Here is a 15,963-nt window from a genome sequence, read left to right on the forward strand (position 1 = left end):
ACCCGCCCGCGGGTGCACACGCAGAAGGCGCCCCCGCCCGTCGGATCCTCGGATCCCGCGGGCGGGGGCGCCTTCGTCGTGCGGAGCGACTCAGCGCCTGATCGCCGGGTCAGCGCAGCCAGACCGTCGTGGCCGGCGGCAGCAGGCGCCCCTCGAGCGGGGCGCTCGCGAGCAGCACCTCGCCCTCAGGGAGCTCGACCGGCTCCTCGCCGAGGTTGGTCACCGAGTGCCAGCCGTTCGGGCGCGCGAAGTGCAGCACGCCGGGCCGCGCGTCCCGCCACTCCAGGCTCTCGTCGGTCTGCAGATCGTGCCGGAGCGCGAGGGCGCTGCGGTAGAGCGCGAGCGTCGAGTCCTCGGCGAGCTCCTCCGCCTCGACGGAGGAGTCGGCGAACCAGGCGGGCTGAGGCAGGTGCGCGCCGCCGGGCCCGAAGCCGAAGGAGTCGCCGGTCGACTCCCAGGGCAGCGGGACGCGGCAGCCGTCGCGGCCGACGTCGGTGCCGCCGCTGCGGAAGAACGTCGGGTCCTGGCGGTCGGCGTCCGGGATGCCGGCCACCTCGTGCAGGCCGAGCTCCTCGCCCTGGTACAGGTAGGCCGAGCCCGGCAGGGCCAGCAGCAGGAGGGTCGCGGCGCGGGCGCGGCGGAGGCCCAGGGCGCGGTCGAGCACCGGCTCCGCTCCCCCGCTGAGCAGCCACTGCTTCGCGGGGGCGGTCTCGGCCGCGCCCTTCTGCGGGAGCCCGTAGCGGGTCGCGTGCCGGACGACGTCGTGGTTGGAGAGCACCCAGGTGGTCGAGGAGCCGGACTCGGCGGCCAGCTCGAGGTTGACGGTGATCAGCCGGCGGAACTCCTCCGCGTCGAGGTCGGCCTCGAGCAGGTCGAAGTTGAAGGCCTGGCCGAGCCCCTCGGGGCTCGCGTAGCGGGCGCGGCGGGAGGCGTCGACCCAGGCCTCCGCGACGGCGGTGCGCGGCGGGTCGTAGGAGTCGAAGAGGGCGCGCCACTCGGCGTAGACCTCGTGCACCTCGTCGCGGTCCCAGAACGGGTGGCTGCCGTCGATCCGCTGGCCGTCGATCTCGGCGGCCGCGGGGAGCGGCTCGGCGAGGTCCTTGACCAGAGAGTGCGCCACGTCGATCCGGAAGCCGTCGACGCCGCGGTCGGACCAGAAGCGGAGGGTCTCGAGGAAGTCGTCGCGGACCTCGCGGTTCGCCCAGTTCCAGTCGGGCTGCTCCTTCGCGAAGAGGTGCAGATACCACTGGCCGTCGCCGACCGGCTCCCAGGCGGGGCCGCCGAAGACGGACTCCCAGTCGCTCGGCGGCAGGGCGCCGCCCTCGCCGCGGCCGTCGCGGAAGACGTAGCGCTCCCGGGCGGGCGAGCCCTTCGGGGCGGCGAGCGCCTCCTGGAACCACGGGTGCAGGTCGGAGGAGTGGTTGGGCACGATGTCGACGATCACGCGGACGCCGCTCTCGTGCAGGCGGGCGGTCAGCTCGTCGAACTCGGCGAGAGTGCCGATCCGCGGGTCGACGTCGCGGTAGTCGGCCACGTCGTAGCCGCCGTCGGCCAGCGCCGACGGGTAGAACGGGCTGAGCCAGACGGCGTCGATCCCGAGCTCCCGCAGGTACGGGATGCGCTCGAGGATGCCGGCGAGGTCGCCGATCCCGTCGCCGTTCGCGTCCGCGAAGCTGCGCGGGTAGATCTGGTAGACGGCCGCCTGCCGCCACCACTGGGCGTCCTCGGTCGTGCCGCTCCTGCTGAGTACCGTGTCCGTCACGGGTGTCCTTCCGTTCGTCGTGGTGTGTGGTGTGGTTCTTGCTGATGGGGCAGTCGGCGCGTTCATGCTGATCGAGTAGCCCGCGCAGCGGGTTCACCATGCTGATCGAGTAGCCCGCGCAGCGGGCATATCGAGATCCGCCCCCCATGCCGGCCTCTCGGTGAACGTGGGTCTCGATACGCCCCTCCGGGGCTACTCGACCAGCATGCAAAAGGGGCGGCAGCGCGTCAGCGCGTCATTTGATGGCGCCCTGCGTCACGCCGGACATGACCCAGCGCTGGGTGAACAGGTAGACGATGATCGCCGGGGCCATCGCCATCAGGTAGGAGGCGAAGGCGACGTTGTAGTCGTTGCTGAACTGGGTCTGGAAGATCTTCTGCAGCACCGGGAGCGTCTGGAGCGACGGGTCCGAGGTGATCAGCGACGGCATCATGAAGTCGTTCCAGGAGGCGAGGAAGGCGAAGATGCCGACCGTCGCGCTCATCGGGGCGAGCAGCGGGAAGACGAGCCGCCAGAAGACCTGGTTGGTGGTCGCGCCGTCGAGCCGGGCGCTCTCCTCGAGCTCCTCGGGCAGCGAGCGGAGGAACGCGGTGAAGAGCATCACGCTGAAGCTCAGCTGGAACATCACGTGCAGGATCGCCACGCCGAGCGGGTTGTCGAGCCCGACGAGTCCGGTGAGCGAGACCTGCGACAGCGCGAGCACCGGGAACGGCAGGAACATCGCCGCGAGCAGGTAGAAGAACGACCAGCGGTAGAAGCGCCTGCTCCAGTTCCGCGAGATCGCGAACGCGGCGAGGGCCGAGAGGACGATGGTGCCGCCGACCGTGATCGCCGAGACGAAGACCGAGACGGCGAAGCCGCGGGGGAAGTCGGTGAGGTTCCAGGCCTGGACGAAGCCGTCGACCGAGAACGGCAGCGGGATCGAGAAGGCGTTGCCGTCCACCGCCTGGGCGCCGGTCTTGAAGGCCATGGTCAGCGTCACCCACAGCGGGCCGATCACCGAGAGGGCGCAGACCACGAGGACGAGGGTGAGCAGGAGGCTCGAGCGCCGCCGCTTCCCGCCGCGACGGGCGTCGGCGTCGACGGCGGCGCGGGTGCCGGGGAGGGACGGGGCGAGGGGGACCTGGCTGGTCATCAGAAGGCCGCCTTTCCGCGCGAGACGCGCAGCTGTACGAGCGCGATCACGAGCGCGATGAGGAAGAAGATCGTGGCGTTGGCCATCTGGTAGGCGTAGTCGCCGCTGGTGAAGCCGGAGAAGATCGTCATCGCGACGCTGCGGGTCGAGGTCCCGGGGCCGCCGTCCGTCAGGCCGACGATGATGTCGTAGGAGTTGAGGAAGTTCTTGAAGCCGATCACGAGGTTGATCACGACGTAGCCCGCGACGAGCGGCAGCGTGATCGAGCGCAGCTGCCCCCAGCTGGACGCGCCGTCGAGCGACGCGGCCTCATAGACGTCGCCGGGGATCGAGAGCACGCCGGCGATGTAGATCAGCAGCGCGGAGGGCACGGCCTGCCAGGCCGTCACGATCACGATCGCGAGCCAGGCCAGGTTCGGATCCGCGAGGATGCTGCTCGCCAGCGGCGTCGCTCCGACCGACTGCGCGAAGGCGGGCAGCGAGTTGGAGAAGAGGAAGTTGAAGACGAACGCGATGATGATGCCCGAGACGACCATCGGCAGCACGAACACGGCCCGCAGCGCGACCTTGCCGCGGATCTGCGAGGTGAGCGCGATCGCCAGGAGGAACGCGATCACGTTCACCGCGAGCACCGTGACCAGCGCGAGCCCCACGGTGAAGCCGTAGGAGGCGAGGATCGCCGGGTCGGAGAACAGCGCGACGTAGTTCGTGAGGCCGATGAAGCTCCACTCGCCGAAGCCGATCGAGTCGGTGAAGCTGAAGAAGATCCCCATCAGCGCGGGCAGGGTGATCGCGAGCGTGAAGAGCACGAGCGCGGGGAGCAGGTACAGCAGGAAGGTGCGGTCGGTGCGCGGCTTCCGGCGCGGGGCGACGGCCGCGCGGGGAGTCGCGACGGTGCGCTCCTCCGGGCGGGCGGGGGCGGAGAGGGCCATGGTGTCTCGTCTCTGAGAGGTGGTCGGGGAGGTCTAGGAGCGGAACGCGATGCGCGCCCAGTCGGCGTCGATCGTGCGGAGCGTCGCGGCGGGGTCGGAGCCGAGGGCGACGCCCTGGACGTAGTTCTGCAGCGGGATGTTCTGCGGCACGAGCTGCGAGGCGCCGAGGCTGAACGCCGCCCGGTCGTAGAACTCCTGGAGCTCGACGAGGGTGGGCTGGGTGACGGCGGGGGCGTCGGTGGTGACGCCGAAGGCGTTGTTGTCGGCGTTGTAGGCGTCGATGATCTCGGGCTGCATCAGGAAGGAGAGGAACTCGCGCGCCGCCGCCTTCTTGGTCGAGGCCTCCGGGATCCACAGCGCGAGGTCGACGTTCACCCGCACGCGGCGCTCGTCCGGGTCGTCCGTCATCGGCAGCGGGAAGGCGCCGATCGAGAGGTCCGGGGCGGTCTTCGCGATCTCGCTCAGCGCCCACGGGCCCTGGAAGTACATCGCCGCCTCCCCGTTCGAGAAGGCGAGGTTGCCGTCGCCGTAGGCGCGGCTGGCGGCGTTCGGCTGCGCGTAGCCGGCGAGCTGCACCATCTGCTCGACGGGAGCGGCGAAGTCCTTCTCGAACGAGACCGGCGAGGAGGGGCCGACGTCGGCGCCCTGCTCCTTCAGCTGCGAGAAGAAGGACTCGAGGTCGACGGTCCCGCCGACGGAGTAGTCGAACAGCCCCTGCGCGACGGTCCACGGGTCCTTGTACGTCCCGTAGATCGGAGTGATGCCCGCCGCGGTCAGCGCGTCGCAGACCGCGAGGAACTCGGTCCAGGTGGTCGGCACCTCGAGGTTCTGCGCGGCGAAGATCTCGCGGTTGTAGAGCACCGCCGACATCATCAGCGAGTAGGGCAGCACGCTGGTGCGGCCCGGGTAGGACGCGGTCTGCTCGATCAGCGGCTGCAGGTCGGGGTTGATCCGCTTCGCCTCGGCCATGTCGGACAGGTCGCTCAGGGCGCCCCGCTCGACGAACCGCGCGACCTCGAAGTTGTAGTTCAGGCAGCCGAGGTCCGGCGGATTGGTGCGGACGAAGCCGGCCGAGAGGTTCGAGGAGAAGTCGTGCACGACCCGCACCCGCGACTGCGCGGCGTGGAAGCGCTCGATGACCTCGTCGAAGTAGCCGATCACCTCGGGCTTGGACTGGAAGAAGGTGATCTCGGTGACCCCGCCCGATCCGGAGGGGGAGGCGCAGGCGGCGAGGCCGAGCGCGGCGGCGCCGGCACCCGCCGCGGTGAGCAGGGTGCGCCGGCTGAGGGCGGTGGTGGTGAGGGGCACGTCGTCGTCTCCCGAGGTTGCGGATAAGTTGCTTCGGTGACTAAATCTAGGTAGTAAATCTAGTACGCGATGTACTGTTGCAGCCGATCCGGCCGAGGTCAAGGGGAAGGGTGACGCGATGTCCGAGAGCAGGCTCTCCGTGAGCACCGGCTCGTTCCAGCGCCGGCGCAGCGCGCTCGACGTGCTCGAGCGCGCCTGGACCGGCGAGGCGGTGACCGCCTCCGCTCTGATCGAGCGCACCGGCCTCACCCGCTCGACCGTCATCGCCGTCTGCGACGACCTGATCGAGCTCGGCTGGCTGGAGGAGCTGGAGAACCAGCGCGCCGCCGGCGACTACGTGAAGGGCCGGCCTGCGCGCCGGTACGCCCTCCGCCGCCGCGCCGGCGTCGTCGTGGGCGTCGACGCCGGACAGCACAGCGTCGGTGTCTTCGTCGCCGACCTGCTCGGCGAGACCCTCGTGCGGCACGTCGAGCCCGTCGATCACGAGCGAGTCGAGGATCTTCCGCACGAGCGCCGCGTCGCCGACATCGACCGGGTCCTCGACCGCGCCCTCCTCCTCGCCGACGTGACCGACGACGAGGTCCTCGCGCTGACCCTCGGCGTCCCGGCCCCCGTCGACGCGCTCGGCCACTCCCCCGCGGGCGACAACGGCTTCTGGGGTGCGATGAACCCCGGGCTCGTGGACCACTACTCCGGCCGCGGCTGGTCGCCGGTGGTCGACAACGACGCGAACCTCGCCGCGCTGGCCGAGGGCTGGCGCGGCGCGGCGATCGGCTGCGACGACTACCTGGCGCTGCTCTCCGGCGAGCGGCTCGGCGGCGGGATCGTGCTCGGCGGCTCGCTGCTGCGCGGCGCCCGCGGGCTCACCGGCGAGATGCGCTACCTCGACCTGGTCGAGGGCGTCGGCTCGGCGGAGGGCATCGCGGCCCTCGCGCGGACCTGGGCCCGCGAGGCGCTGGCCGTCGCGGGCCGGCCGGCGTCGCTCCTCGACGCCGTGGCGCAGCCCGGGGCCGCCGAGGTGCTGGCCGCGGCCGACGCGGGCGATCCCCTGGCCTCCGCCGTCGTCGCGCGGCTGATCGACCGCCTCACCGCCATCACCGCGACCGTCGCCAACCTGCTCGACGTCTCGCTGATCGTCGTGGGCGGGGCGCTGGCCGCCTCGGCCGGCCCGCTGCTCGCAGCGGTCTCCGAGCGCCTGGTCGGCGAGGTGCACGCTCCCGCACCGCGGATCCTGCCGTCGACGCTCGGCGATCAGGCGGTCGCGCTCGGCGCGGTCCGCTCGGGACTCGGGCGGGTGCGGGCGGATCCCCTCGCGCTGCAGCTGCCGAGCCGGCCGGTCGAGGCCGCCGCGCTCGGGTAGGGGCCGCTAGCGCCGGAACGCGCGGACGATGAGCAGCAGCGCGAGCAGGACGGCGACCGCGGCGGCCGTCGCCGAGGGCAGCGCGAGCAGGAGGACGAGCGCGCCCGCCGCGGAGACGATCGCGGGCCAGCGCGCACCGGCGACTCCGCGGTCCAGCCGGCGCAGGATCAGCGCGATCAGCGAGGCCGCGACCGCGAACGCCAGCAGGGCGTCGGCGTCGAGGACGACCACGGCGAGCACCGACACGAGGCAGACGGCGAGCTGACCGGCCGCGGGCACGCCCGTGCGGCGGTTGCGGTGGGCGAAGGGGCCGGGGATCTCGCCCGCGTCCGCGAGCCGGACCAGCGCCGAGGCGTCCAGCCGGGTCAGGGCGACGAGCGCGAGGAGGGCGGCGAGCACGGCCGCGATGCCGACGAGGGCGGCGGCGGGGGTCCCAGCGGCGACCGCGGAGAGCGAGGCCGGGACGTCGGCGAGCTCCTGCGGACCGACGAGCAGGAGCAGCCCGACGCCGATCAGGGCCGCGACGAGGGTGATGACGCCGATCCCGAGCAGCGAGCGGCCGAGCGTCGGCGTCTCGCCGGGCGAGGCGGGCGCGAAGAGGACGAGCAGCAGGGCGGCCGCCGTTCCGGCACCCTCCGCACCGCCGATCACCGTCTCGGACGGGGTCGCGACGGGGTCCGCGAGGGCGACGATCACGGCGGAGGCCAGCAGGAGGAGCAGCACGAGGCCCAGGAGCAGGCGCGCGAGCCCGGGCGGGACGGCACCGCCGCGGAGCACGAAGAGGGTGGTGCCGACGGTCAGGAGCACGGCGACCGGGCGCGCACTCGCGCCGACGATCGAGTCGGCGGCGGTCAGTGCGAGCGCGGACGCCGCGAGCGCGCGGCCGGCGAGCCCGAGCCACTCCCCCGTCGGTCCGTCGTGCACCTCGCGGCCGGAGTCGGCGACTGCGCCGACGACGGCCATCGCCGCCGCGAGCCCGAGGCCGAGCAGCAGCCACCAGCCGGCCTCGAGGGCCGCGGGCGACCAGACCAGGAAGAGCGCGGCCACGGCGATCGACGCCCGCGACAGCTCGGAGGCGCGCAGCAGACCCCCCGTCCGGGTCTGATCACCATGCATGCGCATTCACTCATGCTAGGGCGTCGGACGCTCCCCCGAGCGAGCCGAAGGCCGCCGACTGCGGACGCCCATGCTGATCGAGTAGCCCGCGCAGCGGGCGTATCGAGATCCACCACCGTCAGCCGTCGAGGTCTGCAGACCGCCCTGCTGAGGACGGCGGGTCTCGATACGCCGCTCCGCGGCTACTCGACCAGCATGACGCCGCCGCTCCGCGGCTACTCGACCAGCATGAATCGCCGCTCCGCGGCTGCTCGACCAGCATGCAGACCGCGTCGAGCCGCTCTCTGGAGAGGGCGCCGCCTCATGCTGATCGAGTAGCCCGCACAGCGGGCGTATCGAGATCCACCACCGTCAGACGCGGGTCTGCAGACCACCCCGCGGACGACGCCGGGTCTCGATACGCCGCTCCGCGGCTACTCGACCAGCATGTGGCGCGCGGAGCGCGGACGTCTCCGGTTGCGGCCTACGCGTCGCCGTCGAACATGGAGGTGACGGAGCCGTCGTCGAAGACCTCGTGGATCGCGCGGGCGAGCAGCGGGGCGATCGGCAGGATCGTCAGGCGGTCCCACTTCTTCTCCTCGGGCAGCGGCAGGGTGTCGGTGACGACGACCGAGTCGATGAACTCGGAGCTGAGCAGCTCGCGGGCCGGGTCGGAGAAGACGGCGTGGGTCGCGGCGACGACGACGCCGATCGCGCCGGCGGCCTTGAGCGCCTCGGCGGCCTTGGCGATGGTGCGGCCGGTGTCGATCAGGTCGTCGACGAGGAGGCAGACGCGGCCGCTGACCTCTCCGACGATCTCATGCACGGAGACCTGGTTGGCGACCTTGGGGTCGCGGCGCTTGTGGATGATCGCGAGCGGGACGCCGAGCTTGTCGCTCCAGATGTCGGCGACGCGGACACGGCCCATGTCCGGCGAGACGACGGTGAGGGTCGAGGGGTCGAGCTTCTCGCGGAAGTGCTCGAGCAGCACCGGCATCGCGAAGAGGTGGTCGACGGGACCGTCGAAGAAGCCCTGGATCTGCGCGGCGTGCAGGTCGACCGACATGATGCGGTCGGCGCCGGCGGCCTTGAACAGGTCGGCGACGAGGCGGGCCGAGATCGGCTCGCGACCGCGGCCCTTCTTGTCCTGGCGCGCGTAGGGGTAGAACGGCGCGACCACGGTGATCCGCTTGGCCGAGGCGCGCTTGAGCGCGTCGACCATGATCAGCTGCTCCATGAGCCACTCGTTGATCGGCGAGGTGTGCGACTGCAGGACGAAGACGTCCCCGCCGCGGACCGACTCGCCGTAGCGGACGTAGAGCTCGCCGTTCGCGAAGGTGCGCCCCTCGGTGGTGACCAGCTCGGTGCCCAGCTCGTCGGCGACCGCTTCCGCCAGTGCCGGATGCGCCCTCCCCGAGACCAGGACCAGGCTCTTCTTGTTGCTGGCGGTGATGCCCGTCACTGTGCTCCGCTTCCTCCGGTCGCGCGGTCGGTGCCCTCGGGCTCCGACGCCTGGGCGGCCTCGGCGGCGGTGGCCGACGCGGTTCCCAGACGATGGGTCTGCACCCATCCGGCCATGTTGCGCTGCGGAGCGACGGTGATGCCGAGGGCTCCGGCGGGGATGTCCTTGCGGATGACCGTGCCGGCGCCCGTGTACGCTCCGTCACCGATTCTAACGGGGGCGACGAAGACGTTGTGCGACCCGGCGCGCACGTGCGACCCCACGACGGAGGACGCCTTGTTCACCCCGTCGTAGTTGGCGAAGATCGAGCCGGCGCCGATGTTCGACTCCTCGCCGATCGTCGCGTCGCCGACGTAGGAGAGGTGCGGCACCTTCGAGCCGGCGCCGATCGTCGCGTTCTTGGTCTCGACGTAGGCGCCGATCTTGCCGCGCTCGCCGAGCACGGTGCCCGGGCGGAGGAACGAGAACGGGCCGACCTGCGCCTGCGCGCCGATCACGGCGAGCGTCGCGTCCGACCGCTTGATCACCGCGTCCTCGCCGACCTCGCAGGAGTCGAGCGTCGTGTCCGGTCCGATGATCGCCCCGGAGGCGATGACCGTCGGCCCCTTGATCTGCGTGCCGGGGAGGATCTCGACGTCGGGCGAGAGCACCGCGTCGACGTCGATCCAGGTGGTCGCCGGGTCCTGGATCGTGACGCCCTCGAGCTGCCAGCGGCGGACGATGCGGGCGTTCAGCTCGAGCGCGGCGTCGGCGAGCTGGGCGCGGTCGTTGATGCCGGCGACGAGCCAGCGGTCCTGCACGGGGACGGCCTCGATGGCGCGGCCGGCGGCCTTCAGCGCGGCGGCGGCGTCGGTGAGGTACTTCTCCTGCTGGGCGTTGTCGGTGCCGATGGCGCCGATCACCGCGCGCAGGGCGGCGGCCTCGAAGGCGTACACGCCGGCGTTGGTCTCGGTGAGCGCGAGCTCGACGTCGCTCGCGTCCTTCTGCTCCACGATCGAGGCGAAGCCGCCGTCGACGCCGCGCACGATCCGGCCGAAGCCGGTCGGGTCCTCGAGCACGCAGGACAGCATCGTCAAGGCGTTCGCCGCGGCGAGGTGCTCGTCGACCAGGCGGCGCAGCGTCGGGGCGTCCAGCAGCGGGACGTCGGCGCTGAGCACCACGACGGTCCCGTCGAAGTCGTCCGGCAGCGCGGCGAGGCCGAGCTCCACGGCGCGGCCGGTGCCGGGCACCTCGTCCTGATCGACGACGAGGGCCGCCGGCGAGTGGTCCAGGACCGCGGCGGCGACCCGCTCGCGCTCGTGCCGCACGACCGTGACGACGTGACCGGCGTCGAGCGAGGCGGCCGTGTCGAGGACGTGCCCCAGCAGCGGGCGCCCGGCGAGGCGGTGCAGGACCTTGGGGGTGCGGGACTTCATCCGGGTGCCCTGACCGGCGGCCAGGATCACCACCGCGAGCGTGCTGTCGACCATGGTGCGCGTGCTCCTCCGTCCGGCACCGGTGCTCGGTGCTCGAGCTCCGCCACCAGGATTCGAACCTGGACCGGACAGCTCCAAAGGCTGCCGTGCTGCCGTTACACCATGGCGGACCGCGCTCTCGCGCGCCGTCCATCCTGCCATCCGCCCGCACCCGCCGTCGCCGTGGCGTCCCCGCCGGGCGGCTCCGGGCGACTCCCGGGGCGCGCACCCGCCAGAATGGACGGGTGAGCGCGAATGACGAGGTGGACGGCATCGTCGACGCCTGGGTGCGCGAGCGGCCCGACCTCGACTTCACTCCCCTGCAGGTCTTCTCCCGGATGCGCCGGCTCGCCAAGCAGCTGGAGCGGGCGCGCGGCAGCGCCTTCGGCCGCTCGGAGCTCGAGACCTGGGAGTTCGACGTCCTCTCCGCCCTCCGCCGCGCGGGGGCGCCCTACCGGATGAGCCCGAAGCAGCTGCTCCAGGCGACGATGGTCACCAGCGGCACGATGACGAATCGGATCGACCGGCTGGTCGAGCGCGACCTCGTCGAGCGCCTCGACGATCCGAACGACGGCCGCGGCGTGCTGGTGCAGATGACGCCGTCGGGCCTGTCCCGGGTGGATGCGGCGATCACCCGGCTCGTCGACGCCGAGCAGGAGCTGCTCGGAGCCCTCACGCACGCGCAGCAGGAGCGGCTCGCGCAGCTGCTCCGCAAGCTCTCGCTCGACTTCGGCTGACTCCACTGCAGAACATCAGCTGAGACGGGGGTCCCTCCCCCGACAGCGGAGGCACCCCCTTCTCAGCTGATGTTCTGCGCCGCTCAGCCCTCGAGCAGCTCCGACAGCTCCAGCCAGCGCAGCTCGAGCCCGGCCGCCTCGTCCTGGTGCTCGCGCAGCTTCGCGTTCAGGCCCAGGATGCCGTCGTAGTCGTCCGGGTCGTGGGTCGCCATCTTCTCGTGCACCGCGGCGGAGAGCTGCGTGAGCTTGTGCAGGCGCCGGTCGATCGCCGACACCTCCTTCTCGGCGGTGCGCCGCTCGGCGCCGCCGAGGCCGGACGGGGCCGGAGCGGACGCGCCGGTCGAGCCGCCCGCGGGCGCGCCCTTCTCCAGCGCGCGGCGCAGGTCGAGGTACTGCTCCACACCACCGGGCAGGTGGCGGAACGCGCCGTCCATCACGGCGTACTGCTGGTCGGTGACCCGCTCGAGCAGGTAGCGGTCGTGCGAGACGACGAGCAGCGTGCCGGGCCAGGAGTCGAGGAGGTCCTCGATCGCGGCGAGCATGTCGGTGTCGAGGTCGTTGGTGGGCTCGTCGAGGATCAGCACGTTCGGCTCGCTGAGCAGGATCAGCAGCAGCTGCAGCCGACGGCGCTGGCCACCGGAGAGGTCCTTCACCGGCGTCGAGAGCTGCGCGCTGGAGAAGCCGAGGCGCTCGAGCAGCTGCCCGGGCGTCATCTCCTTGCCGCCGATCGAGTAGCTGGTGCGCTGCTCGGCGATGATCTCGCGCACCGGCTGGTGCTGCACCTCGGTCAGCTCGCGCAGCTGCTGGTCGAGGATCGCGACTCGGACGGTCGTGCCGCGCTTGACCTTGCCGCTGGTCGGCTGCACGCTGCCGGCCACGAGGCCGAGCAGGGTCGACTTGCCGGCGCCGTTCACGCCGAGGACGCCGGTGCGCTCGCCCGGAGCGATCCGCCACTCGATCCGGTTGAGCACGGTCCGCTCGCCGTAGCGGACGGTGACGTCGAGCAGGTCGACGACGTCCTTGCCGAGCCGCGAGACGGCGAGCTGCGACAGCGAGACGGAGTCGCGGACGGGCGGCTCGTTCTCGATCAGCTGGTTCGCCGCGTCGATGCGGAACTTTGGCTTGGCGGTGCGGGCCGGAGCGCCGCGGCGGAGCCAGGCCAGCTCCTTCTTCATCAGGTTCTGCCGCTTCGACTCCATGGTCGAGGCCATCCGGTCGCGCTCGACGCGCTGCAGGATGTACGCCGCGTAGCCGCCCTCGAAGGGCTCGACCAGGCGGTCGTGCACCTCCCAGGTCGCGGTGCAGATCTCGTCGAGGAACCACCGGTCGTGGGTGACGACCGCGAGGCCGCCCGAGGTCGCGGCCCAGCGGCGCTTGAGGTGCTCGGCGAGCCAGGCGATGCCCTCGACGTCGAGGTGGTTGGTGGGCTCGTCGAGGAAGACGACGTCCCAGTCGCCGACGAGCAGCTTGGCCAGGGCGACGCGGCGGCGCTGGCCGCCCGAGAGCGCGCCGACGACGCCGTCCCAGGGGACGTCGCGCAGCAGCCCGGCGATGACGTCGCGAGTCCGCGCGTCCCCGGCCCACTCGTGCTCCTCGAGCCCGCCGACCACGGCCTGGGCGACGGTGAGCTCCTCGTCGACGGTGTCGGCCTGGTCGAGCATGCCGAGCGTGACGCCGCGGCGGTGGGTGACCCGGCCGCCGTCCGGCTCGATGCGCTGGGCGAGCAGGCGGAGGAGGGTGGACTTGCCGTCGCCGTTCCGGCCGACGATGCCGATCCGGTCGCCCTCCTCAATGCCGAGGGAGACGTCGTCGAAGATGACCCGCGTGGGGTACTCGAGGCGGAGCGACTCAGCGCCCAGGAGATGTGCCATAGGGGCCGAGTTTACCGGGGGCCGCCTCCGCGGATCCCCACGGGCGGACGCGGTGCGCTCAGGCGACCGTCACGGTGCGCATGTGCCAGCCGGTCGCGCCGTCGGGGGCGGGCGGCGCCTCGTCCTGCGTCTGCACCAGGCCCTCGGAGTCGGTGGCGCGGACCAGGACGACGTGGTCGCCGGTGATCGCGTCCCACTCGTAGACCCACTGGATCCAGGTGTCGGCGGTGACGGCCTCGGCCAGGCGCGCGGACTGCCAGGCGCCGCCGTCGATCTGGACCTCGACCTTCGAGATGCCGGTGTGCGGCGCCCAGGCGACGCCCGCGACCGCGACCGTGCCGGCCGGAACGGCCTGGCCCTGGCGGGGGACGTCGATCCGGGACTCGACCTTGATCGGGCCCCGCTCGGTCCAGCCGCGGGTCGACCAGTAGGCGACGTCGTCCTCGAAGGTGGTGACCTTGAGCTCGGTGACCCACTTGGTCGCCGAGACGTAGCCGTAGAGGCCCGGGACGACCATCCGCACCGGGAAGCCGTGCTCGACCGGGAGCGGCTGGCCGTTCATGCCGACGGCGAGCAGGCTGGCGCGGCCCTCGTCGGTCAGCACCTCGAGCGGGCTGGACGCGGTGAAGCCGTCGATGCTGCGGGAGAGCACCATGTCGGCGCCGGCGGTCGGGCGGGCGCGGGCGAGCAGCTCGCGGATCGGGTAGCCGAGCCAGAGCGCGGTGCCGATCAGGTCCCCGCCGACCTCGTTCGAGACGCAGGACAGGGTGACGAGATGCTCCTCGAGCGGGAGGGCGAGGAGCTCGTCCCAGGTGAGGGTGATCTCCTCCTCGACCATCCCGGTGATCCTCAGCGACCAGTCGGCCGGGTCGACGCTGGGCACGGAGAGCGCGGTGTCGATCCGGTAGAAGTCGTCGTTGGAGGTGACGTAGGAGCTGATGCCCTCGATGCTGTCGAGGACGCCGGTCGCGGGGATCGGCGCGGCGGTGGCGGCGGGGGTCGGCAGCACGACGGCCTCGCGGACCGCGGTGACGGCGGAGGCGGCGGCGGTGACGACCCGCGCGCCCACGCCCGCGACGACGGCCGCGGCACCGGCGATGCCGACCAGGCGGAGGAAGGAGCGGCGGTCGGTCGAGCCCTGGGCGGGCTCCTCGTCCCAGGCGCGCAAGCGGGCGGAGGAGGCGCGCAGCACCATCGCGCCGGCGACCATGCCGACCACGCTCGGCGCGGCGTCGATGCCGGAGGCGCCCTCCCGGCTGACGGCCGCGAGCGCGCCGAGGCCCGCGACGGCGGCGAGGACCAGGACGCCGAGCGGTGTCTTGCGGTACTCGAGCAGCCCGGCGGCGATCGCGAGCAGGGCGACCGCGATGCCGAGCGAGACGAGGAGCACGAGCTTGTCGCCGGTGCCGAACAGGGCGATGACCGTGTCCTTGACGCCCGGCGGGACGATGTCGATCACGAAGCCGCCGACCGCGACGAGCGGGCTGCCGCCGGCGCCCGTGAAGACGGCGACGAGCTCGGCGGTGGCGAGGGTGACGGCGGCCGAGACGAGTCCGGTGAGGATCGCGAACAGTGCTACTCGTCTGGGGGCCATGATCGGCACTCTAGGCCACGAGATCGAGCGTTCTCTGCGGACGGCGCGGCGGCCCACCCCTGCCGATCGAGTAGCCCTCGCAGAGGGCGTCTCGAGATCCACCGTGTCCAGCAGGGCGGGTCTCGATACGCCGCTGCGCGGCTACTCGACCAGCATGTTGAGGCCGCCGTCCGCGTGGAGACGAGCCCGCCGGCCCATGCTGATCGAGTAGCCCTCGCAGAGGGCGTATCGAGATCCACCGTGTCCAGCAGGGTGGGTCTCGATACGCCGCTGCGCGGCTACTCGACCAGCATGCCCCGACGGCACGCCTCAGGTGGAGAGGAGGCGGGCGCCGTGGACCGGGCCGGAGACGCGGACGGCGCGCAGGCGGGCGGACGTCAGCTCGAGCTGCAGGTCGAGCGCGGCGTCGGCGTCGGGCAGGAGGAAGGCGACCGTCGGGCCGGAGCCGGAGACGAGGCCGCCGAGGGCGCCCCTCTCCTCGCCGCGCTCGAGGATCCGCGCGAGGCCGGGCTGCAGGTGCAGGGCGGGCGCCTGCAGGTCGTTGTGCATCGCATCGGCGAGCATCGCGGCATCGCCCGCCCGGAGAGCCTGCAGCACGTTCGGCTCGATGCTCGGCGTCGCGGAGATCGGCCGGAAGTCGTGCAGGTGCCGCTCGCGGTGGCGGTCCAGCTCGCGGTAGACCTCGGGGGTCGACAGCCCCTGCTCCGAGAGCACGAGCACCCACTCGAAGCGGCCCTTGGCGAGCGCGGGGCTCAGCTCGTCGCCGCGGCCGACGCCGATCGCGGTGCCGCCGGTGAAGGAGAACGGGACGTCGGCGCCGAGCCCGGCGGCGATCCCGAGCAGCTGCTCGCGGGTGCACGCGGTGCCCCAGAGCGCGTCGCAGGCCAGCAGCGTCGCGGCGGCGTCGGCCGAGCCGCCGCCCATCCCGCCCGCGATCGGCACGTTCTTCTCGATCTCGAGGTGCACGCCGCCGCGGTAGCCGGTCGCCCGGGCGAGGGCCCGCGCCGCCTTGATCGCGAGGTTCGACCCGTCGACGGCGAGGCCGCGGGTGTCGATCGAGCCGGAGAACTCGACCGAGAAGTCGGGGGCGTCGCTCGCGCGGACGTCCTCGTAGAGCGACAGCGACTGGAACGCCGTCGCGAGCTCGTGGTAGCCGTCCTCGCGGACGGCACCGACCTTCAGGTAGACGTTGATCTTGCCTGGCGCTCGCGCGTGGACCCGGTTCGACGTCGTCGCGCGATGGGCCATGCGAC

The 15,963-nt window shown here is 72.4% G+C and carries 12 protein-coding genes and 1 tRNA gene; 2 read left to right on the forward strand and 11 right to left on the reverse strand.

Annotated elements, in window-relative coordinates; all coding sequences use genetic code 11:
• Window positions 1-109: 109 nt before the first annotated feature.
• The 4 genes from EDF17_RS16010 to EDF17_RS16025 all read right to left on the reverse strand — a co-directional run bounded on the left by EDF17_RS16010 (window position 110) and on the right by EDF17_RS16025 (window position 5,137).
• Window positions 110-1,828, reverse strand: a complete 1,719-nt coding sequence (locus EDF17_RS16010; protein WP_123447625.1) for a glycoside hydrolase family 13 protein — start codon at window positions 1,826-1,828, stop codon at window positions 110-112.
• 169 nt (window positions 1,829-1,997) lie between these two features.
• The gene (locus EDF17_RS16015) at window positions 1,998-2,897 is read right to left on the reverse strand and encodes a carbohydrate ABC transporter permease (protein ID WP_123447626.1); all 900 of its coding nucleotides are present in this window, start codon (window positions 2,895-2,897) and stop codon (window positions 1,998-2,000) included.
• Window positions 2,897-3,829, reverse strand: coding sequence for a sugar ABC transporter permease (locus EDF17_RS16020; RefSeq protein ID WP_123447627.1), 933 nt, complete (start codon window positions 3,827-3,829; stop codon window positions 2,897-2,899). Before EDF17_RS16020 ends, EDF17_RS16015 begins: the two co-directional genes overlap by 1 nt.
• A gap of 33 nt (window positions 3,830-3,862) precedes the next feature.
• Complete coding sequence (locus tag EDF17_RS16025) at window positions 3,863-5,137, reverse strand: extracellular solute-binding protein (RefSeq protein ID WP_243732931.1); 1,275 nt, start codon at window positions 5,135-5,137, stop codon at window positions 3,863-3,865.
• A gap of 118 nt (window positions 5,138-5,255) precedes the next feature.
• Between EDF17_RS16025 and EDF17_RS16030 the strand changes: the two genes are divergently transcribed.
• A complete protein-coding gene (locus EDF17_RS16030; protein WP_123447629.1) occupies window positions 5,256-6,497 on the forward strand; it encodes an ROK family protein in 1,242 nt (413 codons plus the stop codon).
• A gap of 6 nt (window positions 6,498-6,503) precedes the next feature.
• On the opposite strand, the gene EDF17_RS16035 is transcribed toward EDF17_RS16030, so the two are convergent.
• From EDF17_RS16035 to EDF17_RS16050, 4 genes are all read right to left on the reverse strand, one after another.
• Window positions 6,504-7,619: a hypothetical protein gene (locus tag EDF17_RS16035; RefSeq protein ID WP_123447630.1), complete on the reverse strand. Its 1,116-nt coding sequence runs from the start codon at window positions 7,617-7,619 to the stop codon at window positions 6,504-6,506.
• A gap of 457 nt (window positions 7,620-8,076) precedes the next feature.
• Window positions 8,077-9,054 (reverse strand): ribose-phosphate diphosphokinase, encoded by a 978-nt coding sequence (locus EDF17_RS16040; RefSeq protein WP_123447631.1) that lies wholly within the window; start codon window positions 9,052-9,054, stop codon window positions 8,077-8,079.
• A complete protein-coding gene (glmU, locus tag EDF17_RS16045; protein WP_123447632.1) occupies window positions 9,051-10,523 on the reverse strand; it encodes a bifunctional UDP-N-acetylglucosamine diphosphorylase/glucosamine-1-phosphate N-acetyltransferase GlmU in 1,473 nt (490 codons plus the stop codon). Before glmU ends, EDF17_RS16040 begins: the two co-directional genes overlap by 4 nt.
• A 44-nt stretch (window positions 10,524-10,567) precedes the next feature.
• A tRNA-Gln gene (locus tag EDF17_RS16050) sits at window positions 10,568-10,639 on the reverse strand.
• 114 nt (window positions 10,640-10,753) lie between these two features.
• Between EDF17_RS16050 and EDF17_RS16055 the strand changes: the two genes are divergently transcribed.
• A complete protein-coding gene (locus tag EDF17_RS16055) occupies window positions 10,754-11,245 on the forward strand; it encodes a MarR family transcriptional regulator (protein WP_123447633.1) in 492 nt (163 codons plus the stop codon).
• Between the two features lie 83 nt (window positions 11,246-11,328).
• On the opposite strand, the gene EDF17_RS16060 is transcribed toward EDF17_RS16055, so the two are convergent.
• The 3 genes from EDF17_RS16060 to EDF17_RS16070 form a co-directional block, all read right to left on the reverse strand.
• Complete coding sequence (locus EDF17_RS16060) at window positions 11,329-13,116, reverse strand: ABC-F family ATP-binding cassette domain-containing protein (protein WP_123447634.1); 1,788 nt, start codon at window positions 13,114-13,116, stop codon at window positions 11,329-11,331.
• A gap of 58 nt (window positions 13,117-13,174) precedes the next feature.
• The gene (locus EDF17_RS16065) at window positions 13,175-14,710 is read right to left on the reverse strand and encodes a molybdopterin-dependent oxidoreductase (protein ID WP_123447736.1); all 1,536 of its coding nucleotides are present in this window, start codon (window positions 14,708-14,710) and stop codon (window positions 13,175-13,177) included.
• A 309-nt stretch (window positions 14,711-15,019) separates the two neighbouring features.
• Window positions 15,020-15,958, reverse strand: coding sequence for a 4-(cytidine 5'-diphospho)-2-C-methyl-D-erythritol kinase (locus EDF17_RS16070; protein ID WP_123447635.1), 939 nt, complete (start codon window positions 15,956-15,958; stop codon window positions 15,020-15,022).
• Between the last annotated feature and the right edge of the window lie 5 nt (window positions 15,959-15,963).

The organism is Rathayibacter sp. PhB1, from assembly GCF_004362935.1.
Lineage (GTDB): Bacteria > Actinomycetota > Actinomycetes > Actinomycetales > Microbacteriaceae > Rathayibacter > Rathayibacter festucae.